This is a genomic window from Actinophytocola sp. KF-1 (genome assembly GCF_054661535.1).
The window spans coordinates 348,677-373,471 of sequence record NZ_BAAFVK010000001.1 but is presented as its reverse complement, the minus strand read 5'-3'; the positions used below and the strand labels follow the sequence as shown (position 1 = coordinate 373,471).

Genomic DNA, 24,795 nt, shown 5'->3' with positions numbered 1-24,795 from the left:
GCCGCTCGCGGTCGCCCTGTGTTCGATGGTTCACTCCGCAAGCTCCGTTCACAGGTGCGGCACGTCCTCGGGAATCGCGTAGAACGTCGGGTGCCGGTACACCTTGTCGCCGGCGGGCGCGAAGAACGGGTCCTTCTCGTCCGGGGACGACGCCGTGATCGCCGCCGCGGGCACGACCCAGATCGACACGCCCTCGTTGCGCCGCGTGTACAGGTCACGCGCGTTGCGCAGCGCCATCTCGGGGTCCGGCGCGTGCAGCGACCCGACGTGCACGTGGTTCAGCCCGCGCTTGCTCCGCACGAACACCTCGTACAGCGGCCACGACGACCTGGTCATGCGACCGCCTCCTGACTCTGCTTGGCCGCGTACGCCGCCGCGGCCTCCCGCACCCACGCACCGTCCTCGTGGGCCTTGCGCCGGTGCTCGACGCGCTGCCTGCTGCACGGCCCGTTGCCGCCGACGACGCGCCAGAACTCGTCCCAGTCGATCTCGCCGAAGTCGTGGTGGCCGCGGTCGGGGTTCCAGCGCAGCTCGGGGTCGGGCAGGGTCACGCCCAGCGCCTCGGCCTGCGGCACGGTCATGTCGACGAACTTCTGCCGCAGCTCGTCGTTGGTGTGCCGCTTGATCCGCCACGCCATCGACTGCACGGTGTTCGCCGACTCCGCGTCCGGCGGGCCGAACATCATCAGCGACGGCCACCACCAGCGGTTCACCGCGTCCTGCACCATCCGCCGCTGCGCCTCGGTGCCGCTCATCATCGTCATCAGCAGCTCGTAGCCCTGCCGCTGGTGGAACGACTCCTCCTTGCAGACGCGGATCATCGCCCGCGCGTACGGCCCGTACGACGTGCGGCACAGCGGCACCTGGTTGCAGATGGCGGCGCCGTCGACCAGCCAGCCGATGACGCCGACGTCCGCGAACGTCAGCGTCGGGTAGTTGAAGATCGACGAGTACTTCTGGCGGCCCTCGATCAGCTTCTCGGTGAGGTCCGCGCGGTCGGCGCCGAGTGTCTCGGTCGCCGCGTACAGGTACAGGCCGTGCCCGGCCTCGTCCTGCACCTTGGCCAGCAGGATCGCCTTGCGGCGCAGTGACGGCGCCCGGCTGATCCAGTTGGCCTCCGGCTGCATGCCGATGATCTCGGAGTGCGCGTGCTGGGCGATCTGGCGGATGAGCGTGCGGCGGTAACCGTCGGGCATCCAGTCCCTCGGCTCGACCCGCTGCTCGGCCTCGACCAGGCGCGTGAAGTCGTCCTCATCCACGACCCGATGTTACACGCGGACGCGCCGAATGAGGAGAAGTGTTACAAACGGCGGCGGAGCCACCACACCGCCGGGATCACCACGGCCCACACGACCAGCAGCGTGAGCCCGACCGGCAGCAGCGTGACCACGGCGCCGCGGCCCGCGACGCGGACCAGCTCGGGGTTCTCCTGGTTGTACTCGACCTCGACGACGTCGCCGACCTTCAGGCCGGCGGGGTACAGCACGCCGACCTGCGGGACGTGCTCCGCACCGTCCGGCGTGTAGAAGCGGATCAGGGTGCGGGAGAAGTCGTCGGCGACGACCTCGGCGTTGACCTTGCCGAGGTTGCCGTCGATCGAGATGTCCTCGGTCCACGCGGCGACCACGAGCACGACGCACAGGAACGTGACGATCGCGCCGAGCGCCAGCAGGCCGCGCGAGGCCCACCGCCGCACCAGCGGCTTCCGCCCGTCCGTCACCTGGGTCACGGGCTGAGCCTAGCTCGCGGGGTCACCCGTTCGGCGGCATGGCGTCGGAGTGATAGCCGTCTCGGACCGTTGCCTTCGACCACCTGGCCCAACCCGGACTGCTTACTCCTTTTGGATTACTCCTTTCGTCGGGTCCAAAAGATATTCGCGGTCCGTAATATCTCGCTGCGCGCTAGGCCACTCCATCGGGTGACCAGCGCTGAGCCAATCCTGGAGGAAGTGTTGCAACGGAGAATTCTCGTCGGCCTGACGAGCGCCGCGGTGGTGGCGGCCGGGCTGACGGCACTCGGACCGACCGCGCAGGCGGCGCCACCGGCGGACACCAATGCGAAATCGGTCGCCGCGCCTGTCGACGACCTGCCGAGCCCCGCTGAGGAAAAGCGTCGCGCGCTGCGCCAGGAAGCGCTTTCCGACGTGCTCAGCGGTGCGAAGAAGGCGCAGAAACGCGGCTCCAGCACCGTCGTCAAGATGGGCGAGAAAGCCGCGCCGAAGACCAAGAACCGGCGGACCGCGGACCACGTCGACCAGTACGTCGAGCTGAGCCGGGAAAAAACGGACAAAATCTTCGTCGTCCTCGCCGAGTTCGGCAACGAGCGCCACCCGAACTACCCGGACCAGGACACCAACGCCAACGTGCCGGGCCCGGTCAAGTTCGACGGCCCGCTGCACAACGAGATCCCCGAGCCGGACCGCACCAAGGACAACTCCACGATCTGGCAGCCCGACTACAGCCGGGAGCACTTCCAGGAGCTGTACTTCTCGACCGACCCGGGTGCGGACTCGGTCGCGAACTACTACAGCAAGCAGTCGTCCGGCCGGTACTCGGTCGAGGGCTTCGTCACCGACTGGGTGAAGGTCCGCTACAACGAGGCACGGTACGGCCGCTCCAACGGCTACCCGTGCGGCGGCAACGTCTGCAGCAACTCCTACGCGCTCGTCGCCGACGGCGTGAACCAGTGGTACAGCGACCAGATCGCCGCGGGCGTGCCCGCCGCGGACGTCAAGGCCCAGCTGGCCGAGTACGACGTGTGGGACCGCACCGACTACGACGGCGACGGCAACTTCGACGAGCCCGACGGCTACATCGACCACTTCCAGATCGTGCACTCCGGCGGCGACCAGGCCGACGGCGACCCGATCCAGGGCGAGGACGCGCTGTGGAGCCACCGCAGCTTCGCGTACTCGAACACCCAGTCCGGTCCGGACGGGAACCTGCAAGGTGGCGTCGAGATCGGCGACACCGGCATCTGGGTCGGCGACTACACGATGCAGCCGGAGAACGGCGGCATCGGCGTGTTCTGCCACGAGTACGGCCACGACCTCGGCCTCCCGGACCTGTACGACTTCTCCGGCAGCGGCGGCTCGAACCACGTGAACTGGTGGTCGCTGATGGCGCAGCAACGCGTGTCCGGCCCCGGTGAGGTGCTGGGCTCGCGGGTCAACGACATGGACCCGTGGTCGAAGCTGCAGCTGGGCTGGCTGGACTACGAGGTCGTGGTCTCCGGCCAGACGAAGTCGCTCGAGCTGGGCCCGCACGAGTACAACTCGGCGAAGCCGCAGGCGGTCGTCGTGGTGCTGCCGGACAAGGCGGTGCAGTTCGAGTACGGCGCACCGGCCGCAGGCGAGAACATGTGGTACTCCACCACCGGCGACGACCTCGACACGTCGATGACCCGCACGGTGGACCTGACCGGCAAGTCGAGCGCGTCGCTCGACCTCAAGGCCAGGTACGCGATCGAGCTGGACTTCGACTACCTGTACGTGCAGGCGTCCACGGACGGCGGCGCGACCTGGCAGTCGCTGGACGGCACGGTGAACGGCCAGCCGTTCTCGCGCACCAGCGGTGAGCCCGCGGTGACCGGCACGTCCGACGACCAGTGGGTCGACATGCACGTGCCGCTCGACTCGCTCGCGGGCAAGCAGGCGCAGCTGCGGTTCCGCTACAAGACCGACGGCGCCACCTACGAGGCCGGCTTCTTCGCCGACCAGATCTCGATCACCGCGGACGGCCAGCAGGTGTTCACCGACGGCGCCGAGTCGGGCGCCAACGGCTGGACGCTCGACGGCTTCCGCACCGCGAAGGCGGTCGAGACGCACATGTTCGACAACTTCTACATCGCGTCGAACCGCACGTACGAGTCGTACGACAAGTACATGCGCACGGGTCCGTACAACGTGGTCAACCCGGCCAACACCGACTGGGTGGAGCACTTCCCGTACGAGACCGGCCTCGGCGTCTGGTACTGGGACACGTCCTACTCGGACAACAACACCAGCCAGCACCAGGGCGGCGGCCTCGCGCTGCCGGTCGACGCCCACCCGGCGCCGATCTACAACCTCGAGGGCGGCATGTGGCGTGAGCGGATCGCGGGCTACGACGCGCCGTTCTCGCTGGAGAAGGCGGACTCGTTCACGCTGCACGTGAACGGCAAGCCGAGCTACATCCGCGGCCAGGCCGCGGTGCCGCTGTTCGACGACACCAAGAAGTTCTGGTACGCCGAGCAGCCCAACGCGGGCGTGAAGCTCCCGGCCACCGGCACGACCATCCGCGTCGTCTCGATGAACGGCACGTCCATGAAGATCAGGATCGGCAAGAAGTAGGTGACCGGCGAAGGGCCCCGCACGCGACGCGTGCGGGGCCCTTCCCGTTTCTGCCGCCGCCTCCGTCACCCACTCGTGCGCGCGCCTAAGCTCCGGGCATGGAGGACTTCATCCGGCGGATGCCGAAATGCGAACTGCACCTGCACATCGAGGGCACCTTGGAGCCCGGGCTGCGGGACCGGCTCGCCGCGCGCAACGGGGTCTCGCTGCCGCCGCGGCCCGCCTACGACTTCCACGACCTCACGTCGTTCCTCGTCGGCTACTACGAGGGCATGTCGGTCCTCGTGCACGAGCCCGACTTCTACGAGCTCGCCTACGCCTACTTCGAGAAGGCGGCCGCCCAGGGCGTGGTCTACGCGGAGATCTTCTTCGACCCGCAGGGGCACACGTCCCGGGGCGTCCCGTTCGACACCGTGATCCGCGGGCTGCGGCGCGCACAGCTCGACGCGCGCAGGATCCTCGGCCTCCACTCGCAGCTGATCATGTGCTTCCTGCGTGACTTCCAGGCCGAGTACGCGATGGCCACGCTGCTGGAGTCGCTGCCGTACAAGGAATGGATCGTCGGCGTCGGGCTGGACTCCGACGAGCGCGACAACCCGCCGTCGAAGTTCGCCGCCGTGTTCGCGCGGGCCCGGCAGGAGGGCTACCTGCTCACCATGCACTGCGACGTCGACCAGCAGAACTCGGTCGAGCACATCCGGCAGGCGGTGGTGGACATCGGTGTCGACCGCGTCGACCACGGCGTCAACATCCTCGAGGACGCCGCGCTCGTCGCCGAGGTGAAGCGGCGCGGCATCGGGCTCACCCTGTGCCCGGTGTCGAACCGGTTCGTCACCGACGGCACCAAGTCGGCCGAGCTGAAGCGGCTGCTCGACGAGGGCGTGCGCGTCACCGTGAACTCCGACGACCCCGCGTACTTCACCGCGTACGTGCTGGAGAACCTCGTCACCGTGCAGCAGGAGCTGGACCTCAGCCGCGAGGAGATGATCACGTTGCAGCGCAACGCGATCGAGGCGTCGTGGGCGCCGCCCGCCGTGCGGCAGGAGGTGCTGGACCGCCTGGCGGCCCTGTGACACACACCCCGGCAGCACGCTACGCGCGGAAGTGCCCTTGTGCGCCGGCGGTGCGGTGCAGCTCGTCGAGCCGGACCAGTTCCTCCTCGGACAGCCGCAGCTCACCCGCGGCGACGTTCTCCGCGAGGTGCGCCGGGTCCCCGGTGCCCGGGATGACGAGCACGTGCGGACCGCGTGCGAGTGTCCACGCGAGACGAACCGGCGCGTCGGTGCCGCCGCCCGTCTCCCGGTTCGCGCCCGCGATGGAGAAGAACGGCACGAACGCCACGCCTTGCTCGCCGCACAACCGGATGAACGCGTCCTGCTGTGCGCGGTAACCGAGGCTGTACGAGTTCTGCACGGCCACCACCGGTGCCACCGCCTGCGCCTGCGCGAGCTGTGCCAGCCCCACGGCGGAGATGCCCAGGTGCCGGATCAGCCCGGCCTGCCGCAGTTCCGCGAGCGCGGCGAACCGGTCGGTGACGTCCCCCGGCCCCTCGGCCCGCAGGTACACGAGGTCGAGGTGGTCCCGCCCGAGCTGGCGGAGGTTCTCCTCCACCTGCCCGCGCAGGTCAGCGGGCCGCGCCGGTGGCCGCCACGCCCCGGACGGGTCGCGGCTCGGCCCGACCTTGGTCGCGATGACCAGGTCGTCCGGGTACGGCGACAGCGCGGAGTTGATCAGCTCGTTGGCCGACCGCAGCGACGAGAAGTAGAACGCCGCCGTGTCGATGTGGTTGACCCCGAGCTCGATCGCCTTCCGCAGCACGATGATCGCCTGACCGCGGTCGCGCGGCGGGCTGCCGGGCTCGAACGCGGGCCCGGTCTGCGGCAGCCGCATGGCCCCGAAGCCGACGCGGTTGACGACCCGGTCCCCGAGGAGCCAGGTGCTCATCGAGGCAGGAACGTCACCCACGCAGCGGCCGGGAACGACAGCACCGGCCCCGCCGGGTCCTTCGAGTCCCGCACCATCGCGAGCACGCCTTCGATGGACGCCACCTCGACGCAGGCCCCGCTGGCGCCGCTGCGGCTGCTCCTGCGCCACACGTGCTTCGACGAATCCGGTGCGGTCATCCGTACTCCTCCGGCAGGCGGACTGGGCGTACCACCATAGCCGCACCGGCGTTCCCCCGCGTGTGACGAAGAACGCCCAACCGGGTGCTCGTCCGAGCACGCGTCTTGGTGCGCCGGACGGCGAGCACTCGCGGACACCCTGGCGGTGACGAGGCGGCTCGACCTGACCGACGCGCAGCGGGCATTGCTGTCCTTGCCTCGGCCTGCGCGATCGGGTCGGCCGCGGTTGTGGTGCGGGCGGCAGGTGGTCGACGCGACCACCCGCGCAGACGAGGATCAAAGCAACGGCGGTTCCACGTTGTGGTTGCGACGGGGGATTGTCCGGTGAGTACGCGGTTGAGTGATGGGGTTGGGGTGAGCCAGCCGAGGGGTGGCGGGGTCTGCCGTTGAGTTCGGCGGCGATCGTGTCCCGGTGCTCGGCGGTGTGGATCTTCAGGTCGGTGTCTTGGGGAAGTACTGGCGGAGCAGTCCGTTGGGTGTTCTCGTTCGAGCCGCGCTGCCAGGGTGAGTGCGGGTCGCAGAAGTAGCACCACGAACCGGGTGGAGCGCGCCACCCGGGTACCGATCGCGGACCGGTTCGCCTTCCCGAAGATCAGGTCACCTTCCCAGTGGCCGGGCACCGCCCGGTCCCCGGCATCGGCCGGGCGTTCACTGATGTGGATCATGTCGGGGATCCCGGGGTGGCCGGACCGCAGGCAAGCAGCCAGCTCACAACGCAGCCCCGTCACGGGCTTGGACATAACAGCCAGCTTCGCCGGTTTCGGGCGCCGCGCCGCACCCGGGCAGCCAGATCGGCCTGGACCGCCCGGTACTCCTCCCCGCCGGGGTTACCGGCTACTTCACGGCAGACCGTGGATGCCGACCGGCCCCAACTCCTGCCCGATCTCCTGACACGAACACCCGTCGACCAGACCGCGGGAGATCTCCTCCCGCTCAACCACGACAGGAACCGGCCACTCAACCGGCGCGGGGCGCGTTATCGATCACCCGCCAGCCTGCGCGAACCACCGCCGACCCGTCTCACCCGACACCCCACCACCAACACCGCCCGCGAGACCTACAAGCAACGTCACGCCGTCGAGTGCGGCATCAACGACTCGGGCCCTACCGAGTGGTGGCTACCGGTTCGACGAAGTCGCTGTCCGTTACGAAGCCATCGGCCACGTCGACGCAATCAACTCATGGCTGTGAACGACTTCGGGTAAGGCCCTAGCGCAGCGCGGCGTTCGCCACCGTGGCGCGGAGGCGGGCGTGCAGGTCGCGGAGCAGGGCGCGGTTGGACCGCACCTCCACGACGCGTAGCCCTCGCGCGGGGGCGAGGGCCCGGCGTAACTCGTCCGGGGTCGTCGCGCTGGTGTGGTCCACGTGGTAGCCGCGGCACAGCGATGCCAGGTCGGCGCCGTGCGGGGTGCCGAAGACCCGCTCGAACGTCGGCTGGTACTCCGCCGCGCCCTGTTCCAGCAGCGTGAAGATGCCGCCGCCGTCGTCGTTGTGCACGACGATCGTCAGGTCCGGGCGCTGCTCCGGCGGCCCCACCAGCAGGCCGTTGAGGTCGTGCAGCAGCGTCAGGTCACCGACCAGCGCGTACGCGGGCCGGTCGGTCGCCAGCGCCATGCCCGCGGCCGTGGACACGTTGCCGTCGATGCCCGCCACCCCGCGGTTGGCGTGGATCGCCACGTCCGACCTCGGTTCGGCGACCAGGTCCACGTCCCGCACCGGGTTGGACGAGCCGAGGAACAGCGCCGCGCCGGACGGCAGCGCGTCCACCACCTCGGCCGCGATCCGCAGCCCGGTGGGCCATTCCTGTTCGCCGAGCAGCTTTTCCACCGCGGTGGCCGCCGCGGCGTCCGCGTGCCGCCACGCGGGTAACCAGTCCGGGTCGATGCCGTCCACACGGGACATGTCGTCGAGGTCGAGCCAGCCGCGGACGTGCGTGGCCACGTACTGCGGGTCGGTCCACTGTGGATGGTCGCCGATGCCGTACACCGGCGCCCGGCCCATCAGCCCGCGCACGCCGCGCGACAACGTGGGCCTGCCGACCACGACGACCGCGTCCGGGCGCAACGACTCCGGCAGCTCGCCCGCCGCGAGGAGCAGCGCGCCGCAGCGCAGCACGCTCGCGCCACCAGCGAGCGCGGCCGCTTGGCCGACGGGCTCCGCCACGGCAGGCCAGCCCGCGCTGGCCGCGACCGCCGCGGCGGCACGTGCCCGGTCGTCCCGGCCGCTGCCGAAGACCACCAACGTCTTCGCGGGTAACGGGAAGTCGACGCGGCTGCCCGCCATCGTGACCGGCGCGGCGGAGGTGGTCCAGCGCAACCCGTCCGGCCTGCCGTCGAGCGGCTCTGGCCAGCGCGGCTCGAAGGTGGGCACCAACGGCTCCCGGAACGGCATGTTGACCTGCACCGGCCTGCCCGCCTCGGCCTGCGCGACCGCCCGGCAGACAAGACCGCGCCACACCTGGTTCTGCCCGCCGCGCCGCTCCGCGACGGGGAACTCGACCGCCAGCGCGGCCGGGCCGAACAGGCCGCGCTGGTCGATGGTCTGGTTCGCGCCGGTGCCGTGCAGCTCCGGCGGCCGGTCGGCGGTGAGCAGCAGCATGCCGACGCCCGAGTGGTAGGCCTCCAGCACGGCCGGGTGCAGGTTGGCGACCGCCGTGCCGGACGTGCAGGCGACCGCCGCCGGCCGTCCGCTCGCCTTGCTGAGCCCCAGTGCGAGGAAGCCCGCGGACCGCTCGTCGATCCGGACGTGCATGGTCAGCCTGCCCGCCTCGGCCGCCTCGTGCAGCGCCATCGCGATGGCCGCGTTGCGTGAGCCGGGACAGACCACCACGTGCCGCACGTCGTTGCGGACCAGCTCGTCGACGATGACCGTGGCCTGGGCGGTGGACGGGTTCACGCGCCACCCACCCCCACGAGTCGCACGCTCATTCGTCCACTCCTCGCATCGCCCGTGCCCGGATCGCGGTCAGGGCCACCCGCCTGCCGTAGTCGGTCAGGCGCTGGTGCTCGCCCGGTGCGGTCAGCACGCCCGCCGTGTGCATGTCGGCCAGCAGCTCACCGGCCACCTCCCGCACGGTATCGCTCGGCGCCGGGCGGTCGTGCGCGCCCGTCTCGAAGAACACCACGCCGAGGCGGTCCATCAGCATGTCGACGTCGACCGAGCTCGCGAGCACCAGCATGGCCAGCAGGGGCAGCGCCACCTGCCGCGCCACCCGGTCCTCCGGCGCCGCGATGCCGTTCACGACCGCCTCGAACAGCAGGACCGGCTGCCGGAGCGCCAGCTCGCCGTCGTCCGTGCGCTCGCCGTTCCCGTCGAGCAGCCCGAACTTCTCCGCCAGCGCCGTCATGTGCGGGGGCCCGTCGCCCGCGTGCACCACCTGCGCGAGCGGCCGTGTGCCGGTGAGCAGGAGCTCAGGGGTCAGCTCCGCGGGTTTCGCCACGTCCGGCCCCACCCTGACCAGCAGCTCGCGCACGGTCTGGCTGCCGCTCAGGTGGTGCAGCCGGGCCATGCGCTCGGCCAGCATCAGCGCGTGCATGGTCTCCGTGTGCCCGTCCGGCGGCTGGTCGAGCACGCCGACCGCCACCGCCAGCCTGCCCGGTTCGTCACAGGGGTCCAGCTCCCCGGACGCGATCGCGCGCTCGAGCGCCCGGGTGATCGCGTCGTACAGGGCCTCCTCGCGTGGGCCCGGCCGGTCCAGCCACGTGATGTGCAGGCCGGGTGGCGGCATGAGACCCGACTCGTAGGTGGCCTGCGCGTACAGCTCGAACCCGAGCATCGGGTCGTGCGCGGCCTCCAGGATCTCCCGCGTCCGGGCACAGCGGCACAGGGCCGCGTAGCGGGGCTGGTCGAGCCGCTCGAAGAACCAGGCGGCCTCCTCGACCACCGCGTGCCAGTGCGGCATCGGGTGGAGGTCGTCCGGCGGGTCGCGGACCAGCTGCGGCAGCGTCAGCCAGAGGAAGTTCTGCACGTCGAACTGCGACATGAGGTAGTTCGGGCGGTCGTGCGAGGCCTCGTACCAGCAGGCGGCGACCACCAGCCCGGCGTCGTCACGGGCCGCGAGCTCCTCGACGACGGCCTCGACATCCGGCATGACCTCAGCTTGGCACGGCGGTCCGAGGGACCGCGATTTCTGACCACCCATATGCTCGGGCGCGTGGCTACCCCGACCGTGTCCGAGCTGTTCGACCCGACCGCCTGGCAGGTCGTCGAGGGCTTCGACTTCACCGACATCACCTACCACCGGGCCGTCTCGACCGGGGCCGTGCGGATCGCGTTCGACCGGCCGGAGGTGCGCAACGCGTTCCGGCCCCACACGGTCGACGAGCTCTACCGCGCGCTCGACCACGCCAGGATGTCGTCCGACGTGGGGTGTGTGCTGCTGACCGGCAACGGTCCGTCCCCCCGCGACGGTGGCTGGGCGTTCTGCTCGGGCGGCGACCAGCGGATCCGCGGGCGCACGGGGTACCAGTACGCGTCCGGCGAGACGGCGGAGACGGTCGACCCAGCGCGGGCGGGACGGCTGCACATCCTCGAGTGCCAGCGGCTCATCCGGTTCATGCCGAAGGTCGTGATCGCGGTCGTGCCCGGCTGGGCGGCCGGTGGCGGGCACAGCCTGCACGTCACGTGCGACCTGACGCTCGCGAGCGAGGAACACGCCCGGTTCAAGCAGACCGACGCCGACGTCGGCAGCTTCGACGGCGGGTTCGGCTCCGCCTACCTCGCCAGGCAGGTCGGCCAGAAGTTCGCGCGGGAGATCTTCTTCCTCGGCCGCACCTACACCGCCGAGGACATGCACCGGATGGGCGCCGTCAACGCGGTCGTGCCGCACGCCGAGCTGGAGGCGACGGCGCTGGAATGGGCGAAGGAGATCAACGGCAAGTCGCCGACGGCGCAGCGGATGCTGAAGTACGCCTTCAACCTGATCGACGACGGGCTGGTCGGGCAGCAGCTTTTCGCGGGCGAGACGACACGCCTCGCGTACATGACCGACGAAGCGGTCGAGGGCCGCGACTCGTTCCTGGAGAAGCGCGCGCCCGACTGGTCGCGCTTTCCGTACTACTACTGACGTGAACCGGCGAGCCACTTCTCGTGGGCTGCCGTGACTCTGTTCCACAACAACGTCTTTCTCTGGTTGTCCACATCGGACATATGGAGGCCGAACAGGTCGGCGAGGCAGGAGTGCCAGTCGGGGGCCGTGGTCAGCTCCCGGCTGGTCTCCCCGGTGGCATCGAGGCGCTTGAGGACGAGGCCGCGTAAGAAGTCGACGCCGTCCGCGTCGCGGCGGAACGCCACCAGGGTGCGCACGAAACTGGAGTCGGGGGCCGACTGGAGGCGCTCGTGCTCGGCCGTGAGGTCGGCCGGCGCCGCCTCGCCGGGCAGGAAGTCCATGCCGTGCAAAGACATGGACGGGTCGGCGTCGAACCGCCACCCACCCGGCGCGACCTCCGACGGGCGTAAGCCGTAGGTGTGCGGGCCCTGGGTGTACGTGCCCGCGCGCAGGGGCATGGGCTCGTGCGGCCCGTCGCCGAGACCGGCGTCGGCGAACCACTCGCCACCGGGGTTGTCGTCGGTCGGCAGGCCGGAGACGGTCAGGGCCAGGTGGTTGCCGTCCACGTTCGCCTTCGCGTCCGGGTGGCCCTGCACGCCGCCGACGTGCCAGTGCACGCGGAAGCCCAGCCAGCCGAGCAGCGTCGCCATCGCACCGTTCTGGTGGTAGCAGTAGCCGCCGCGGCCGCTGGTCACGTAACGGACGGAGTCGAGCGGTTCGATGGTCCGGCGCTCTCCCAGCCAGACCCACACCGACTCGTACGGCACGCGCTCCACCTGCGCCCTGTGCACCGCGAACAGCGTGGCCGCGGTGGGCGGTGGCGGCGCGTCGAAGCCCAGCCTGCGCAGGTACGCGTCCCTGAGCGGGCGGTCGACGGGTGGCCTGGTCGAAGTCATGGCGCGGAGCTTATGTGCGGTGTCCGACAATTTCGATCGTGTTGCTGACGCCTGTGGACAACTCCGCGATCGTGACCGCGCTCGCCGCCGCGCTGGACGGCGGACCTGCGGTTTTGCCGTTGTCGGCCACCGATCCACAGGCGCCGCGCCTGCGTGCTGCCATGAAGCCGGAAAAACCGGTTCTTGCCGGGACGGCCGTCGTCGTCGCGACGTCCGGCTCGACCGGCGCGGCCAAGGGCGTGGAGCTGTCGGCCGCCGCGCTGACGGCGTCCGCGACCGCCACGCACGCCCGGCTCGGCGGCCCCGGGCAGTGGCTGCTGACGTTGCCGGCCCACCACATCGCGGGTGTCCAGGTCATCGTGCGGTCGCTGCTGGCGGGCCGGACCCCGGTCGTCCGCGGGACGCAAACGTTTGCCGACGCCGTGGCCGCGATGACCGGGCCGCGCCGCTACACCTCGCTCGTGCCCACGCAGCTGCTCCGCCTGCTCGACGACCCCGCCGGGCTCGACGCGCTGCGGACGTTCGACGCCGTCCTGCTCGGCGGCGCCGCCACGCCGGAGCCGCTGCTCGCGCGCGCACGCGCGGCCGGGGTGGCGGTCAGCACGACCTACGGCATGTCGGAGACCGCCGGCGGCTGCGTCTACGACGGCAGGCCACTGGACGGCGTGCGGGTGCGGCTCGCCGACGGCGTGATCCACCTGGCCGGGCCCGTGCTCGCGAGCGGGTACCGGCTGGACCCGATGGCGACGGCCGAGGCGTTCGCCGACGGCTGGTTCCGGACCACCGACCTGGGCGAGCTGCGGCCGGACGGCACCCTCGCCGTGCTCGGCCGCGCCGACTTCATGATCAACACCGGTGGTGTGAAGGTGGCACCCGCCGCGGTCGAGGACGTGCTCACCGCCCAGCCGGGTGTCGCCGAGGCGTGTGTCGTCGACCTGCCCAGCGAGGAGTGGGGGCAGCTCGTCGCCGCGGCCGTCGTGCCCGCCGATCCCGCCAACCCACCCGAGGTCAGCGCGTTGCGCGCGGCCGTGCGCGAACGGCTCGGCGGTCCCGCGGCGCCGAAGCTCGTCCGGTTCACCGATCACCTTCCGTTGCGAGGACCGGGCAAGGTCGACCGGAACGGGGTAAAGGACCTGCTTCGCGGAACTTGACGGCCGGGCGCCACGTTGAGCGGGCATGGGAGTCCTGTGGGCCATGTCACTACCCGGGCTGGTGTTCCTGCTCGTGCTGGTGGCTGCCCTCGAGCGGTTCGGGCTGTGGGCAGGCAACCGAAGCTGGCTCCCGTGGCGCCGCAAGCGCGCGGGCACACCGGTCTCGGCCGCCGGGTTCGAGGAGCTCGACGCCTTCATGGGCGCCGGCAAGCGGCACGAGCTCGACCAGCGGAACCACTCGCTGATGATGCGGCAGGACGAGGACGACGGGGCGCCGCCCGCGATGGAGGTCGACCTGGACGGCAACCGGATCGTGCTGCGGGACCGATTACCTGGTCAGTGATCCTTCCGGTTGCGAGATCACCGAGGTGCGTCTTGGCTGCTCTGCATGAAGCTGAGCCGTTACCTGCTGGTCAGCACTGTGCTCACCGGCTCGCTCCTCGGCGTCCCCACCGCGTCCGCCGCGGCCACCGGCTGGCAGGTCGACCTCGACCGGCCCGGCACGGGCAGCACGAACGTCGCGACCGGCCCGGTGCGGCTCGGGTCGGACGACAACCGCGCGGCCAGTGCCGGCACGGCGACACGAACCGGCATGGCCGTCTACCCGCACACGCTCGCCGCGCCGGCCGGCGCGTTCACCGCCACGGTGGACAGCACCGTGCCGGACGGTGCCGAGGTCGCGGTCGACGTCCGGGGCAGGACGGACGGGCGGTGGACCGAGTGGGCCGAGATCCGGCCGGGCGCGCCGGGGGTGCTGCCGGTGGCGGCGAAGGACGTCGAGGTCCGGGTCGTGCTCAGCGCGCCGGACGGGGTGCCGTCGCCGTCGGTGGACGCGCTGACGGTCACACCGGTGGCGGGGCAACGGGCGCCCGCGACCCCGGCCGGCGCGTCGTACCGGGTGTACGCGACACGGGAGGGGCTGGTCGGTCACACCACGGCCAACGGGCACAAGATCGTCAAGCGGGACCACTTCGTGGCACTGCCCTCGCGGCGGGGGCTGTCCGCCAAGGGGTCCGGCGAGTACAGCGTCCGGGTGTGCGCGGCCAACGGCCGGTGTGAGTGGGCGCCGACGTGGGACGTCGGGCCCTGGAACACGCGGGACGACTACTGGGCCGCGCCCGGGGTGCGGCAGCAGTGGGCGGACCTGCCACAGGGCAAGCCCGCGTCGCAGGCGGCCTACGAGGACGGTTACAACGGCGGAAAGGACCAGTTCGGACGGACGGTGAAGAACCCGGCGGGCATCGACCTGGCCGACGGCACGTTCTGGGACGGGTTGAAGCTCGAGAACAACGCGTGGGTCACCGTGACCTACCAGTGGACCGGCTCGCACCCGCACGGGTTCGTGCAGACGCCCGGCCCGGCGTTGAACGTGCGGCCCGCGCCGAACAGCGACCTGCCGAACGTCGGGCTCGCGGCGAAGCACGCGCAGGTGCGGATCGAGTGCTCCGTGGCAGGCGAACAGGTCAAGGGCACGCAGGGCACCACGAACGTGTGGTACCGGCTCGCCAAGGGCATGTTCGTGTCAGCGGCCTACGTGGCCACCACGTCCGGCGGAAAGGCCGTACCGCCCTGCTAGTTAGATGGGGCCATGGCCGCAACCGCAGGACAGTGGGTGGCCGGTGCACGTGTTCGGACGCTGCCGAACTCCGTGGCGCCGGTGATCGTGGGGGCAGGCGCCGCGGGCGCGATCGGCGAGTTCAACTGGTGGGCCTCGCTGCTCGCTCTGGTGGTGTCGCTGGCACTGCAGGTCGGCGTGAACTACGCCAACGACTACTCCGACGGCATCCGGGGCACGGACGACACACGCGTCGGTCCGCTGCGGCTGGTGGCGTCCGGGGTCGCGTCGGCGTCGGCGGTGAAGCTGGCGGCGTTCGTGTGCTTCGGCGTCGCGGGTGTGGCCGGGCTGCTGCTCGTGGCACTGACCGGGCACTGGTGGCTGATCAGCGTCGGCGCGGTGTCCGTGGCGGCCGCCTGGTTCTACACGGGCGGGCCGAAGCCGTACGGGTACTCGGGCTGGGGCGAGGTCGCGGTGTTCGCGTTCTTCGGGCCGGTGGCCGTGCTCGGCACGCTGTACGTGCAGACGGGCGAGGTGACCTGGCCCGGCGTGGCGGGGGCGGTGGCTCTGGGCGCGATCTCGGCGAGCGTCCTGGTGGCGAACAACCTGCGCGACCTGCCCACGGACCGGGAGGCGGGCAAGATCACGATGGCCGTGCGGCTCGGGGACCGGCGCACGCGGGTTCTGTACTTCGTGCTGGTCGCCGTGCCGTTCGTGGTGAGCGTGGTCCTGGCGGTCGCGAACCCGTGGTCGCTGCTGGGGCTGCTCGCGGCCGTGCTGGTGGTGCCCGCACTGCGCGCGGTCGGCAGCGGCGGGACCGGTCTGGCGTTGATCCCCGCACTGCGCGACACGTCGCTGGCGATGCTCGCGTGGGCCGTGCTGACGACGGTGGCGCTAGCCCTGTCCTGACCACTCGCCGGTGGACAGGAACTTGGCCACGGTCTCCTTGTGGGGAGCGAGGTCGAGGTTGTGGGCGGCGAGCCAGTCCTGGTCGTAGTAGGTGTTCGCGTAGCGTTCGCCGCCGTCGCAGAGCAGGGTCACCACGCTGCCCTCGCGGCCGGTCGCGCGGAGTTCGGCCACGATCTGGAAGGCGCCCCACAGGTTGGTGCCGGTGGAGCCGCCGACGCGGCGGCCGAGGATCGGCTCGACGGCGTGGATCGTCGCCAGTGAGGCCGCGTCCGGGACCTTCATCATGCGGTCGATGACCTGGCCGACGAACGACGGTTCGACGCGGGGCCTGCCGATGCCCTCGATGCGGGAGCCCTGGCACGCGGTGAGGTCCGGCACGGTGTCACGCCACGCCTCGAAGAACACCGAGTGCTCGGGGTCGACGACCGCGAGGCGGGTGCGCAGCCGCTGGTAGCGGATGTAGCGGCCGATCGTGGCGCTGGTGCCGCCCGTGCCGGCGCCGACGACGATCCACTCCGGCTCCGGGTTGGGCTCGAGCGCCATCTGCTCGAAGATCGACTCGGCGATGTTGTTGTTGCCCCGCCAGTCGGTGGCGCGCTCGGCGTGCGTGAACTGGTCCATGAAGTGACCGTTCAGCTCGGCGGCGAGGCGGTGCGACTCGGCGTACAGCTGGCTCGGCTCGTCGATGAAGTGGCACCGGCCGCCCTCGCGCTCGATCAGCGCCACCTTCTCCGCGCTGGTCGTCCTCGGCACGACCGCGATGAACGGCAGGCCGAGCAGCCGCGCGAAGTACGCCTCCGACACGGCGGTCGAGCCGGACGAGGCCTCGATGACCGGCGTGCCCTCGACGATCCAGCCGTTGCAGAGCGCGTAGAGGAACAGGGACCGGGCCAGCCGGTGCTTGAGCGAGCCGGTCGGGTGGGTCGACTCGTCCTTGAGGTAAAGGCGGACTTTCCACTCGGCGGGCAGCGGGAACGGCAGCAGGTGGGTGTCCGCACTGCGGTTGGCGTCCGCGTCGATGATGTGGACGGCCTCGCACACCCAGTCGCGGGTCCGCTCGCTGCAGCGGTCGACGGCGGCCATCTACTCGGCGTCCCCGTCCGGCCCGGGCTGGTCACCGCGCAGTTCGGCGCGCAGGCGCTCGCGGGCGTCCATGCGGTCCTTGCCGCGTTCGGCGAGGGCCGCGGTGACCCGCTGGTTGAGGCCGCGGAACACCAGCAGGCCCAGCGGGAACCCGACCACGACCGCGACGGCGAGCGCCACCAGCAGCGGCACGTCGAACAGCACGAGCAGGGCGGTGACCGCGGCGATCAGCACGAGCCTGCCCAGCGTGTACAGGGTCAGGTCGCGTGCGAGGTTGTGGTCAGCCACCCGCATGACGTTACTCGTCATCCTTGCCGGCCTCCGAGGTGTTCGGCCTGCCCTCGAACCTGGTCGAGAGCACGAGCGTGGTGCGGGTGCGGGCGATGCCCTCGATGCGGCGGAGCCTGCCGAGCGTGCGCTCGAGGTCGTCGACGGTGGCGACGCGTACCTTGACGATGAAGGACTCGTCACCCGCGACGCGGTAGCAGGACTCGACCTCGTCGAGGCGGGCGAGCTCTTCGGCCACGTCCTCGTCGTCCGCGGTGTCGGTGGAGTAGATGCCGATCAGCGAGGTGACGCCGAGACCGACCGCGCTGGGGTTCACCACGGCGTGGTAGCCGGTGATGACGCCGCTGGTCTCGAGCTTGCCGACGCGCTCGTGCACGGCGGAGGCGGACAGGCCGACCTGCCTGCCCAGCTCGGCGTAGGTCGCCCGGCCGTGCTCTCGGAGTGCGGCGATGATGCGGCGGTCGACGTCGTCCACGGCGGCACTCTAGCGGGTACTTGATCGTGTCCGATCCCGCCGTTTTGTCCCTTACTACCTCTTTACCATCAGACAACCGTTCGAGTACCCGATGGTCGAGATGCAACGATTGGCGTGTCCAGTTCAGACCTACTGAGGAGGACACGTGACAGCGGCACATGTCGGTGAGCGGCTCCTGACCCCCGGCGAGGTCGCGGCGTTGTTCCGCGTCGACCCGAAGACCGTGACGCGGTGGGCGACCGCCGGCCGCATCGGTTCCATCCGCACACCGGGCGGGCACCGCCGGTTCCGCGAGTCCGAGGTGAAGACCCTGCTCGCCGAACTCACCACCGAGGCGAACCTCGGGAACGGCCACGCCTGACGCAGCGTTGACACCCCGAGGGCCCGAAATCGGTACAAAAGGGCTAACCTCGACGCCAGGACCTCGGGAGGTGGCAGATGCTGTACTTGCTCGCCGCGATCGGCGCCGTCTGCGTCGTTGTGCTGCTGTGGCGGGCGTTCGTCGCGAACCCCGAAACCGGGAGTGAGCGACGCGTGAGCCGTCCTGCCCGTCCGGCCCGTCGTCCGGCGCCCATCGCGCCCGACGACGACCCGGAGTTCCTGCGCAGCCTCAACGAGCGGAAGAACCCGCCGGACGCGGACGGCAAGCAGCCCCCGGTCTGACGAGCGATCGGGCTCGGCAGTCACGGATCGGCCGACCTCTCGCGAGGACGCCATGTCCGTGTTGTCGCTGTTCGGGTTCGTCCTGGTCGTCCTCGCGGTGGCGGGGCTGATCGTCGCCGGTCACCGCGTCGGCGGCGAGAACGCCCGCATCGAGTACCCGCGGGTCACGCGCGGCCGAGCCGGCGAAATCCCGGCTGACCCTGATCACCGAGGTGACCGGGATCGCCGGGTTCATCATCACCGTCGTCGGCCTGCTGATCCGCTGACCGCGGTCAGCGCATGTAGTAGAACTCGCTCGGGAAGCCGTCCGCGACGGTGGCGGCCAGCTCGAGCAGCGCCAGGCGAGTGGGGGCGGCCAGGCGGTCCAGCTCGATCTCCGCGCCCTCCTCCAGGTGCGGGTCGAACGGGATGCGGCAGACGGCACGGCAGCGGGCGCCGAAGTGCTGGGCCAGCTTGTCGAGGTCGACCGAGCCCGCGCGCGGGCGGACCGAGTTGATGACCGCGACCGAGCGGGAGACCAGGTCGCGGTAGCCGTGCACGTCGAGCCAGTCCAGGGTCGCCGACGCGGACCTGGCGCCGTCCACCGAGCCGGACGACACGACGACCAGCGCGTCCGCGATGTCGAGGACGCCCTTCATGGCCGAGTGCATCAGGCCGGTGCCGCAGTCGGTCAGGACGATGTTGTAGAAGTGCTCGAGCAGCGCGACCGTGCGGCGGTAGTCGTCCTCGCTGAACGCCTCCGAGACCGCCGGGTCCTGCTCGCTCGCCAGCACCTCGAGCCGGCTCGGGCCCTGGGACGTGTACGCGCGGATGTCGCTGTAGCGGTGGATCCGGTCGGCGTCGCGCAGCAGGTGGCGGACGGTGGCCGTGGTCTCGAGCGGGATCTTCTGGCTCAGGGTGCCGCGGTCGGGGTTCGCGTCGACGGCGATCACGCGGTCGCCGCGCAGGGACGAGAACGTCGAGCCGAGGGTGGTGGTCGTGGTGGTCTTGCCCACGCCGCCCTTCAGGCTCAGCATCGCGATCTTGTAGCAGCCGCGGAGCGGCTGGTTGACGCGGGCGATCAGCTCGCGCCGGTGCTGCTCGGCCGGGCTCTCACCGACGTTGATGAGGCGGCCGCTCGCCACGAAGACCGCCTTGCGCCAGCCCGACTGGGGCGGGCGCTTGGTCTGCTTGATGAGCTTGGCGGACGACAACTCCTCGCCGTGCGCTGGCTGGCCCTGGCGGACGGGGCCGGGCTGGCCCGGGTACTGCTGCTGGTACGGGAACGGCTGCGGCGGCACCTGGTGCGGGCCGGAGCCCTGCGGCACCTGGTGGGGGCCGGAGATGCCCGCCACGGGCTGGGAGCCCGACGGGGTCTGGTCCACGTAGTGCTGCGGGACCTGCTGCGAGCCCGACGGGTCCACGTACTGGGGCGAGCCGGTGGGGTTGGTGTACTGCGGCGCCACGGGCTGCGACCCGGACGGCGTCTGGTCCACGTAGTGCTGGGGCACGGGCTGCGAACCCGATGGATTCGTGTACTGCGGTGACACCGGCTGCGACCCGGACGGCGTCTGGTCCACGTAGTGCTGGGGCACGGGCTGCGAACCCGACGGGTTCGTGTACTGCGGCGACACCGGCTGCGAACCCGACGGCGTCTGCTCCGTGTACTGGACCGGCTGCCCACCCGACGGGGTCGGCTCGGTGTACTGCGGCTGCATGGGCTGCGTGCCCGGCGCGGGACCGTAGTTGGACACCAGGGGGTTGGGGCCGAAGTCGTGGGTGGGCCGCTCCGAGTCACCCGCCGGTGGTTGCGTGCCGGGCGGCACCCAGGAGAAGTCGCTCCTCGGCGCCGGTTCCTGCTCTACGCCTGCGCGGGGAACGCCCCCATCCGGCTCTCCTTCGCGCGCACTCACCGCTGGATTCCTCCCTGACGCACCGACCTGGACCGCCTCCGCACGCGACGGTAGTCGCAGGTGCTCGGCACCGTCGACCTGGGGGCGTCCGGTGTTCGCACCAGCAACCGGTGCGGAGCCGTCAGCCGCCCAGCAGGTCACCCAGCGGATTGATCATGGTGAGGGCCGGACCGGACGGCGCCGGGGCGCTCTGCGTCGACGTGGCGCTGCTGCCGGTCAGCGGGGAGAGGACACCGCCGACGACGTCGGTGACCGGCGTGAGCACGCCGCCGACCACGTCGGTCACGGGCGTGAGCAGGCCACCCTGCCGTTCCTGCTCCGGGGCCGGAGCCGGAGCAGGGGCAGGCGCGGGCGCCGGTGCGGACTGCTGCGGCGCGGGCTGCTGGGCAGCGGGTGCCGGCGTGGCCGTGCTCGCGCCACCCGCGGTGCCACCGCCCGCCTGGCTGCTGCCGCCCTGGTCGGCGCTGGCGCCGGGGGCCGAGGGCGCCTCGGTACGCGGGCCGCTCGCCGACGACGGCACGGTCTGCCCGCCGCGCGGGTCCTGCTGCTGCTCGTCGTCGGCCTGGCCGGGGACCGGGGCGCCGACGACGGGGCTGCCCGGGGTGTGGCCGGGGGACGCGGGGGCGTGCTCGGGCGCGGAGCCCGCGACGGGGGTGGCGGCGCCACCGGAGATGCCGAGCGCGCCCGCGGCGAAGGTGCCCGCGACGAGCAGTGCGCCCGCGGCGGCGCCGAACGTCCAGCGCTTGTTCGACGAGGCGGCCTCCGCGGCCTCCTCGGTGGCGATCTTCGTCGCTTCCTGGCGGCGGACACCCAGCGGGTGGTTCTCCCGGCGTAACAGCCGGTCGACCGGCAGCCGTTCTTCGCGCCCGTAAGCCCCTGCGTACGTCACAAGCCCTCCTGGCCCAGTTAAGCGTCACCCATATGGGTGTAACCCGGCGAACCCCGCAGCGGAGAGTACTGATAACGACGCGTGTTGTCCAACTACCGAGGTCAAACCCCTGCGTAGGAATGCAACCCGGTCGTTACCAGGTTGATGAAGAACAGGTTGAAGATCATCGCGGCGAACCCGACGATGTTGATCACGGCGGCCCGGCCGCCGCGCCAGCCCGCGGTCGCCCGCGAGTGGAGGTACGCCGCGTAGACGACCCACGCGATGAACGCGACGGTCTCCTTCGGGTCCCAGCCCCAGAACCGGCCCCACGACTGCTCGGCCCAGATCGCGCCGAAGATCACGCCCGCGGTGTAGATCGGGAACGCGAACACGGTCGTGCGGTAGGCCACCTGGTCGAGCACGTCCGCGGCGGGCAGGCGGGTCGCCCACGCCGGCTTCTTGACCTTCAGCAGGTACAGCACGCTCACCACGCCGGGCACCAGCACCATGCCGCTGCCGAGCGCGATCGCGAACACGTGGATCACGAGCCAGTACGACTGCAGCGCGGGCTGCACGGGCGCGGCCGTCGTGTACAGCACGACACCGCCGAGGAACATCAGCACGATGACCGGGCACAGCACCCACACGCCGAGGTGGCGGACGGTCGGGTACTTCCGCAGCACCACGAGCCACGTCCCCACGGCCACGAGGCACAGGGTGGCGCCGAACTCGTACATGTTGCCCCACGGCGCACGGCCCGTCGCCAGCGCGCGCAGCACCAGGGAGCCGAAGTGCAGCAGCGCGCCGAACGCGGTGAGCGACACCCCGAGCTTGCCGATGCGGACGGCACGGGCGACCCGGGAGGCCGGCTCGTCCGGCGCAGGCTCCGAGGACGGCTCGTCCGCGACGAGCGTGTCCCCGCCGCCGACCGCGACCAGCTCCTTCGCGGCCCTGCGCTCGCGGTACCCGAAGGCCTGCTCGTACAGGTAGAACAGCATCGCGACGACGTACGCGCCGACGGCGATGCCGTAGCACCAGTCGCTGTAGCTGGACAACGTCTCGTTGACGTCCATCATGGCTCCCTCGAAGCGGTGGCGCCTTGGTGTTCTTCTTCGCGCGGGGACAGCTCGGCGAGCAGTTCCTCGGTCAGCCTGCTGAACTCCTCGCCGTATCCGGCCTGGTCAGTGCGGGCGAGACCGCCGAACACGAGCACGGTACCGCCGCCGTCCTTCGTCGGTGTCGCACGCACCCACAGCCTGCGCCGTTTGATCACGAGCGACAGGCCGAGGCCGAACACGACCAGCACGGCGAACACCAGCACCCAGCCCTGCGCGGGGTCGTGCGAGACCTGCAGGTACACCCAGCGCTGCACGCCGTCGAAGCTGACCTTCGTGCCGTCGTCGAGCGTGATCTGGTCGCCGGGCCGCATGTTCTCGCGGGCGACGCGCTTGAGCCTGCCGGAGTCGACCATCTCCTGGTTGACCTCGTAGATCGACTGGCCGCGGCCGGAGTCGTTGCCGAGGTCGCCCTTCAGCACGTCGATCGCGACGGCCGGGTCGCGCAGGTCGGGGAAGCCCGAGCTGAGGATGTTGCCGTGGCCCATCACGGCGGTGGGTGCGAACAGGCCGGTGATGGCGAGCTGGCGCTTGCGGCGCTCGGCCGGGTCGCTGACGCCGGGTGGGTCGAACTTGGTCGCGCCCTCGGACAGGTACGTGAGCTGGTTGACCGGTCGCCACTGGACGGTCTGGGTGCGGGTCTGGCCGTCCGGGAAGGTGACGGTGAAGGTCGGCGAGTAGCCGTGGCTCAGCAGGTAGATCCGGTCGCCCGCGGTGCGCAGCGGCGAGTTGACCTCGAGCGTGTAGGGCCGCCACGTGCCGGTGTCCAGGTCGGCGCCGGACTGGTACCGCACGTCGGCGCGGTAGTAGTCGGGCTGGCCGGTGGGCAGGTAGTGCGCCCGGAAGTCGTCGACCTTCACGCAGAACGGGTTCAGGTCGGTGCCGTCGACGCGCAGGCCGGGGCGGAACGTGTCGTAGCCGACGGTGCCGATGTTGCAGAACTCCGAGCCGTTGGCCTGGACGATGACCTGGCCCTCGTACTGGAACATCTTGCCGATCGCGAGCGCGACGATCAGGCCGAGCATCGCGAAGTGGAAGACGAGGTTGCCGGTCTCGCGCAGGTATCCGCGTTCGGCGGAGACGCTGCGGGCGCCGCCCTCCTCCTCGCGCACCTCGTGGCGCCAGCCGTTGAGCCGCGCGGTGGTCCTCGCCATGACCTCGTCGGGGGTGGCGGCGGTGGTGGCCTCGCGGTGGTGCGGGAGGCGGGCCAGGTTGCGCGGCGTGAGCACCGGCTTGCCGCGCAGTGCGCGCACGTACTCGAACGAGCGGGGCAGCAGGCAGCCGACGAGCGAGATGAACAGCAGCAGGTAGATCGCGGAGAACCAGACGCTGCCGTAGACGTTGTAGAACTCCAGCCGCCCGAGCAGCTCACCCCACCAGCCGTGCGACGCGATGTACTCGTCGACCTTCTGCGAGTTCAGCGAGCGCTGTGGCAGGAGCGCGCCGGGCAGGGCCGCCACCGCGAGGAGGAACAGCAGCACGAGTGCCGTGCGCATGGAGGTGAGTCCGCGCCACGTGTTCCGGAGAAATGCGATCACGATTCCCCCTCGCAGGCTCCGGGGAATCGTTGTCCCTGTGCTCGATGGTTCGCTCCGCTCACAGGGGCAGCTCCGTCGTCGTGACCACCGTGTACTTGAGCCAGTTGGTCAGCTCGGCCCACAGGCCCGTGACGAGCAGCACGCCCACGACGAACAGCAGCCCGCCGCCGACGAGCTGGATGGTGCGGGTGTGGCGGCGCAGCCAGCCGTTGGCGCGGACCGTCCAGCGCGCGCCGAGCGCGATGAGCAGGAACGGGATGCCGAGGCCGAGGCAGTAGACGAGGACCAGCAGCAGGCCGCGGGCCGCGGTGCCGCCGGTGCTCGCGGCGATGACCATCACCCCGGACAGCGTCGGGCCGATGCACGGCGTCCAGCCGAGGCCGAAGATCGCGCCGAGGACGGGCGCGCCCGCGAGCCCCATGCGGGGCACCTTGTGGAAGCGGAACTCGCGCTGCAGGCCGGGGATGAAGCCGACGAACACCAGCGACAGCGCGATGATCACGACGCCGCCGACGCGCTGCAGCGTCGCCTGGTTGGCGAACAGCGTGTCGGACAGCCAGACGATGCTGCCGACACCGGCCGCGAACACGACGGTGAACCCGAGGACGAACAGGCCGACGGCGCCGAGCACCTTGATCTTCTTGCTCTTCTCGTCCTGCGTGTCGGCGCCGACGAGCGCGGCGAGGTAGGCGAGGTAGCCGGGGACGAGGGGGACCACGCACGGTGAGGCGAAGGACACCAGGCCCGCGAGCAGCGCGACACCAGCGGCCAGCACGAGCGGCCCGCTGGTGGCGATGGCGGTCGGGTCCACGGCGACCAGGGTAGGCGCGGGACTTAGGTCCTAGTCAGGACGGGTCCC

General features: G+C 71.0%; 25 protein-coding genes and 1 pseudogene. 9 read left to right on the top strand and 17 right to left on the bottom strand.

The window, feature by feature from the left end; translation table 11 throughout:
• Positions 1-48 precede the first annotated feature (48 nt).
• Genes paaB through ACYQ77_RS01885 form a run of 3 tightly spaced genes read right to left on the bottom strand, consistent with a single transcriptional unit; the run spans position 49 to position 1,729 of the window.
• Positions 49-336: a 1,2-phenylacetyl-CoA epoxidase subunit PaaB gene (gene paaB / locus ACYQ77_RS01895; RefSeq protein ID WP_459706744.1), complete on the bottom strand. Its 288-nt coding sequence runs from the start codon at positions 334-336 to the stop codon at positions 49-51.
• Positions 333-1,259, bottom strand: a complete 927-nt coding sequence (paaA, locus tag ACYQ77_RS01890) for a 1,2-phenylacetyl-CoA epoxidase subunit PaaA (RefSeq protein WP_459706742.1) — start codon at positions 1,257-1,259, stop codon at positions 333-335. The genes paaB and paaA overlap by 4 nt, the downstream gene beginning before the upstream one ends.
• A 41-nt stretch (positions 1,260-1,300) precedes the next feature.
• Positions 1,301-1,729, bottom strand: a complete 429-nt coding sequence (locus tag ACYQ77_RS01885) for a DUF3592 domain-containing protein (RefSeq protein ID WP_459706740.1) — start codon at positions 1,727-1,729, stop codon at positions 1,301-1,303.
• Positions 1,730-1,948: 219 nt separating this feature from the next.
• On the opposite strand from ACYQ77_RS01885, the gene ACYQ77_RS01880 reads away from it, so the two are divergent.
• Complete coding sequence (locus tag ACYQ77_RS01880) at positions 1,949-4,330, top strand: immune inhibitor A domain-containing protein (RefSeq protein ID WP_459706738.1); 2,382 nt, start codon at positions 1,949-1,951, stop codon at positions 4,328-4,330.
• Between the two features lie 98 nt (positions 4,331-4,428).
• Complete coding sequence (gene add, locus ACYQ77_RS01875) at positions 4,429-5,403, top strand: adenosine deaminase (protein WP_459706736.1); 975 nt, start codon at positions 4,429-4,431, stop codon at positions 5,401-5,403.
• A 19-nt stretch (positions 5,404-5,422) separates the two neighbouring features.
• On the opposite strand, the gene ACYQ77_RS01870 is transcribed toward add, so the two are convergent.
• The 5 genes and pseudogenes from ACYQ77_RS01870 to ACYQ77_RS01850 all read right to left on the bottom strand — a co-directional run bounded on the left by ACYQ77_RS01870 (position 5,423) and on the right by ACYQ77_RS01850 (position 10,543).
• Entirely contained in the window at positions 5,423-6,274 is an 852-nt protein-coding gene (locus tag ACYQ77_RS01870; protein ID WP_459706735.1) for an aldo/keto reductase, read from the bottom strand.
• Positions 6,271-6,453 (bottom strand): DUF397 domain-containing protein, encoded by a 183-nt coding sequence (locus tag ACYQ77_RS01865; protein WP_459706733.1) that lies wholly within the window; start codon positions 6,451-6,453, stop codon positions 6,271-6,273. The genes ACYQ77_RS01870 and ACYQ77_RS01865 overlap by 4 nt, the downstream gene beginning before the upstream one ends.
• 326 nt (positions 6,454-6,779) lie before the next feature.
• Positions 6,780-7,172 (bottom strand): annotated as a pseudogene (locus ACYQ77_RS01860) (transposase); the annotation flags it as partial.
• A 490-nt stretch (positions 7,173-7,662) separates the two neighbouring features.
• Entirely contained in the window at positions 7,663-9,348 is a 1,686-nt protein-coding gene (gene menD, locus ACYQ77_RS01855) for a 2-succinyl-5-enolpyruvyl-6-hydroxy-3-cyclohexene-1-carboxylic-acid synthase (RefSeq protein ID WP_459706732.1), read from the bottom strand.
• Positions 9,349-9,376: 28 nt separating this feature from the next.
• Positions 9,377-10,543, bottom strand: coding sequence for a hypothetical protein (locus tag ACYQ77_RS01850; protein WP_459706730.1), 1,167 nt, complete (start codon positions 10,541-10,543; stop codon positions 9,377-9,379).
• A 51-nt stretch (positions 10,544-10,594) separates the two neighbouring features.
• On the opposite strand from ACYQ77_RS01850, the gene ACYQ77_RS01845 reads away from it, so the two are divergent.
• The gene (locus ACYQ77_RS01845; RefSeq protein WP_459706728.1) at positions 10,595-11,518 is read left to right on the top strand and encodes a 1,4-dihydroxy-2-naphthoyl-CoA synthase; all 924 of its coding nucleotides are present in this window, start codon (positions 10,595-10,597) and stop codon (positions 11,516-11,518) included.
• Here the strand turns inward: ACYQ77_RS01845 and ACYQ77_RS01840 are convergent.
• Entirely contained in the window at positions 11,512-12,396 is an 885-nt protein-coding gene (locus ACYQ77_RS01840; RefSeq protein ID WP_459706726.1) for an arylamine N-acetyltransferase family protein, read from the bottom strand. The genes ACYQ77_RS01845 and ACYQ77_RS01840 overlap by 7 nt on opposite strands.
• 38 nt (positions 12,397-12,434) lie before the next feature.
• Between ACYQ77_RS01840 and menE the strand changes: the two genes are divergently transcribed.
• Genes menE through ACYQ77_RS01820 form a run of 4 tightly spaced genes read left to right on the top strand, consistent with a single transcriptional unit; the run spans position 12,435 to position 16,011 of the window.
• Positions 12,435-13,547 (top strand): o-succinylbenzoate--CoA ligase, encoded by a 1,113-nt coding sequence (gene menE / locus ACYQ77_RS01835; protein WP_459706724.1) that lies wholly within the window; start codon positions 12,435-12,437, stop codon positions 13,545-13,547.
• 25 nt (positions 13,548-13,572) lie between these two features.
• Positions 13,573-13,890 (top strand): DUF6191 domain-containing protein, encoded by a 318-nt coding sequence (locus ACYQ77_RS01830; RefSeq protein WP_459706722.1) that lies wholly within the window; start codon positions 13,573-13,575, stop codon positions 13,888-13,890.
• 45 nt (positions 13,891-13,935) lie between these two features.
• Positions 13,936-15,123, top strand: coding sequence for a hypothetical protein (locus tag ACYQ77_RS01825; protein ID WP_459706721.1), 1,188 nt, complete (start codon positions 13,936-13,938; stop codon positions 15,121-15,123).
• A gap of 12 nt (positions 15,124-15,135) precedes the next feature.
• Positions 15,136-16,011 (top strand): 1,4-dihydroxy-2-naphthoate polyprenyltransferase, encoded by an 876-nt coding sequence (locus ACYQ77_RS01820; protein WP_459706719.1) that lies wholly within the window; start codon positions 15,136-15,138, stop codon positions 16,009-16,011.
• Here ACYQ77_RS01820 and cds1 read toward each other — a convergent pair.
• The 3 genes from cds1 to ACYQ77_RS01805 are packed head-to-tail and all read right to left on the bottom strand — an operon-like array spanning position 15,997 to position 17,857.
• Positions 15,997-17,094 (bottom strand): L-cysteine desulfhydrase Cds1, encoded by a 1,098-nt coding sequence (cds1, locus tag ACYQ77_RS01815; RefSeq protein WP_459706717.1) that lies wholly within the window; start codon positions 17,092-17,094, stop codon positions 15,997-15,999. The genes ACYQ77_RS01820 and cds1 overlap by 15 nt on opposite strands.
• Positions 17,095-17,382: a DUF4229 domain-containing protein gene (locus tag ACYQ77_RS01810; protein ID WP_459706716.1), complete on the bottom strand. Its 288-nt coding sequence runs from the start codon at positions 17,380-17,382 to the stop codon at positions 17,095-17,097.
• 10 nt (positions 17,383-17,392) lie between these two features.
• A complete protein-coding gene (locus tag ACYQ77_RS01805; protein ID WP_459706715.1) occupies positions 17,393-17,857 on the bottom strand; it encodes an Lrp/AsnC family transcriptional regulator in 465 nt (154 codons plus the stop codon).
• Between the two features lie 145 nt (positions 17,858-18,002).
• On the opposite strand from ACYQ77_RS01805, the gene ACYQ77_RS01800 reads away from it, so the two are divergent.
• On the top strand, positions 18,003-18,218 hold the full coding sequence (locus ACYQ77_RS01800; RefSeq protein WP_324922875.1) for a BldC family transcriptional regulator: 216 nt from the start codon (positions 18,003-18,005) through the stop codon (positions 18,216-18,218).
• A gap of 77 nt (positions 18,219-18,295) precedes the next feature.
• The gene (locus ACYQ77_RS01795; protein ID WP_459706713.1) at positions 18,296-18,520 is read left to right on the top strand and encodes a hypothetical protein; all 225 of its coding nucleotides are present in this window, start codon (positions 18,296-18,298) and stop codon (positions 18,518-18,520) included.
• A gap of 272 nt (positions 18,521-18,792) precedes the next feature.
• Here ACYQ77_RS01795 and ACYQ77_RS01790 read toward each other — a convergent pair whose 3' ends face one another.
• From ACYQ77_RS01790 to ACYQ77_RS01770, 5 genes are all read right to left on the bottom strand, one after another.
• Complete coding sequence (locus ACYQ77_RS01790; protein ID WP_459708105.1) at positions 18,793-20,217, bottom strand: MinD/ParA family ATP-binding protein; 1,425 nt, start codon at positions 20,215-20,217, stop codon at positions 18,793-18,795.
• Positions 20,218-20,533: 316 nt separating this feature from the next.
• The gene (locus tag ACYQ77_RS01785) at positions 20,534-21,301 is read right to left on the bottom strand and encodes a hypothetical protein (RefSeq protein ID WP_459706711.1); all 768 of its coding nucleotides are present in this window, start codon (positions 21,299-21,301) and stop codon (positions 20,534-20,536) included.
• A 101-nt stretch (positions 21,302-21,402) separates the two neighbouring features.
• Positions 21,403-22,356 carry a c-type cytochrome biogenesis protein CcsB gene (gene ccsB / locus ACYQ77_RS01780; RefSeq protein WP_459706710.1) on the bottom strand — a complete coding sequence of 318 codons (954 nt, stop codon included), beginning with the start codon at positions 22,354-22,356 and terminating at the stop codon, positions 21,403-21,405.
• On the bottom strand, positions 22,356-23,894 hold the full coding sequence (gene resB, locus ACYQ77_RS01775) for a cytochrome c biogenesis protein ResB (RefSeq protein WP_459708104.1): 1,539 nt from the start codon (positions 23,892-23,894) through the stop codon (positions 22,356-22,358). The genes ccsB and resB overlap by 1 nt, the downstream gene beginning before the upstream one ends.
• 100 nt (positions 23,895-23,994) lie before the next feature.
• Positions 23,995-24,747 carry a cytochrome c biogenesis CcdA family protein gene (locus ACYQ77_RS01770; RefSeq protein WP_459706708.1) on the bottom strand — a complete coding sequence of 251 codons (753 nt, stop codon included), beginning with the start codon at positions 24,745-24,747 and terminating at the stop codon, positions 23,995-23,997.
• Between the last annotated feature and the right edge of the window lie 48 nt (positions 24,748-24,795).

Coding starts and splice junctions, on each gene's coding strand:
- ACYQ77_RS01820 (WP_459706719.1), top strand. CDS start 15,136: ATGGCCGCAACCGCAGGACAGTGGGTGGCCGGTGCACGTGTTCGGACG.
- ACYQ77_RS01845 (WP_459706728.1), top strand. CDS start 10,595: ATGCTCGGGCGCGTGGCTACCCCGACCGTGTCCGAGCTGTTCGACCCG.
- resB (WP_459708104.1), bottom strand. CDS start 23,894: ATGCGCACGGCACTCGTGCTGCTGTTCCTCCTCGCGGTGGCGGCCCTG.
- ACYQ77_RS01795 (WP_459706713.1), top strand. CDS start 18,296: ATGCTGTACTTGCTCGCCGCGATCGGCGCCGTCTGCGTCGTTGTGCTG.
- ACYQ77_RS01790 (WP_459708105.1), bottom strand. CDS start 20,217: ATGCAGCCGCAGTACACCGAGCCGACCCCGTCGGGTGGGCAGCCGGTC.
- ACYQ77_RS01840 (WP_459706726.1), bottom strand. CDS start 12,396: ATGACTTCGACCAGGCCACCCGTCGACCGCCCGCTCAGGGACGCGTAC.
- ACYQ77_RS01870 (WP_459706735.1), bottom strand. CDS start 6,274: ATGAGCACCTGGCTCCTCGGGGACCGGGTCGTCAACCGCGTCGGCTTC.
- cds1 (WP_459706717.1), bottom strand. CDS start 17,094: ATGGCCGCCGTCGACCGCTGCAGCGAGCGGACCCGCGACTGGGTGTGC.
- ACYQ77_RS01830 (WP_459706722.1), top strand. CDS start 13,573: ATGGGAGTCCTGTGGGCCATGTCACTACCCGGGCTGGTGTTCCTGCTC.
- ACYQ77_RS01825 (WP_459706721.1), top strand. CDS start 13,936: ATGAAGCTGAGCCGTTACCTGCTGGTCAGCACTGTGCTCACCGGCTCG.
- ccsB (WP_459706710.1), bottom strand. CDS start 22,356: ATGGACGTCAACGAGACGTTGTCCAGCTACAGCGACTGGTGCTACGGC.
- ACYQ77_RS01865 (WP_459706733.1), bottom strand. CDS start 6,453: ATGACCGCACCGGATTCGTCGAAGCACGTGTGGCGCAGGAGCAGCCGC.
- paaB (WP_459706744.1), bottom strand. CDS start 336: ATGACCAGGTCGTCGTGGCCGCTGTACGAGGTGTTCGTGCGGAGCAAG.
- ACYQ77_RS01850 (WP_459706730.1), bottom strand. CDS start 10,543: ATGCCGGATGTCGAGGCCGTCGTCGAGGAGCTCGCGGCCCGTGACGAC.
- add (WP_459706736.1), top strand. CDS start 4,429: ATGGAGGACTTCATCCGGCGGATGCCGAAATGCGAACTGCACCTGCAC.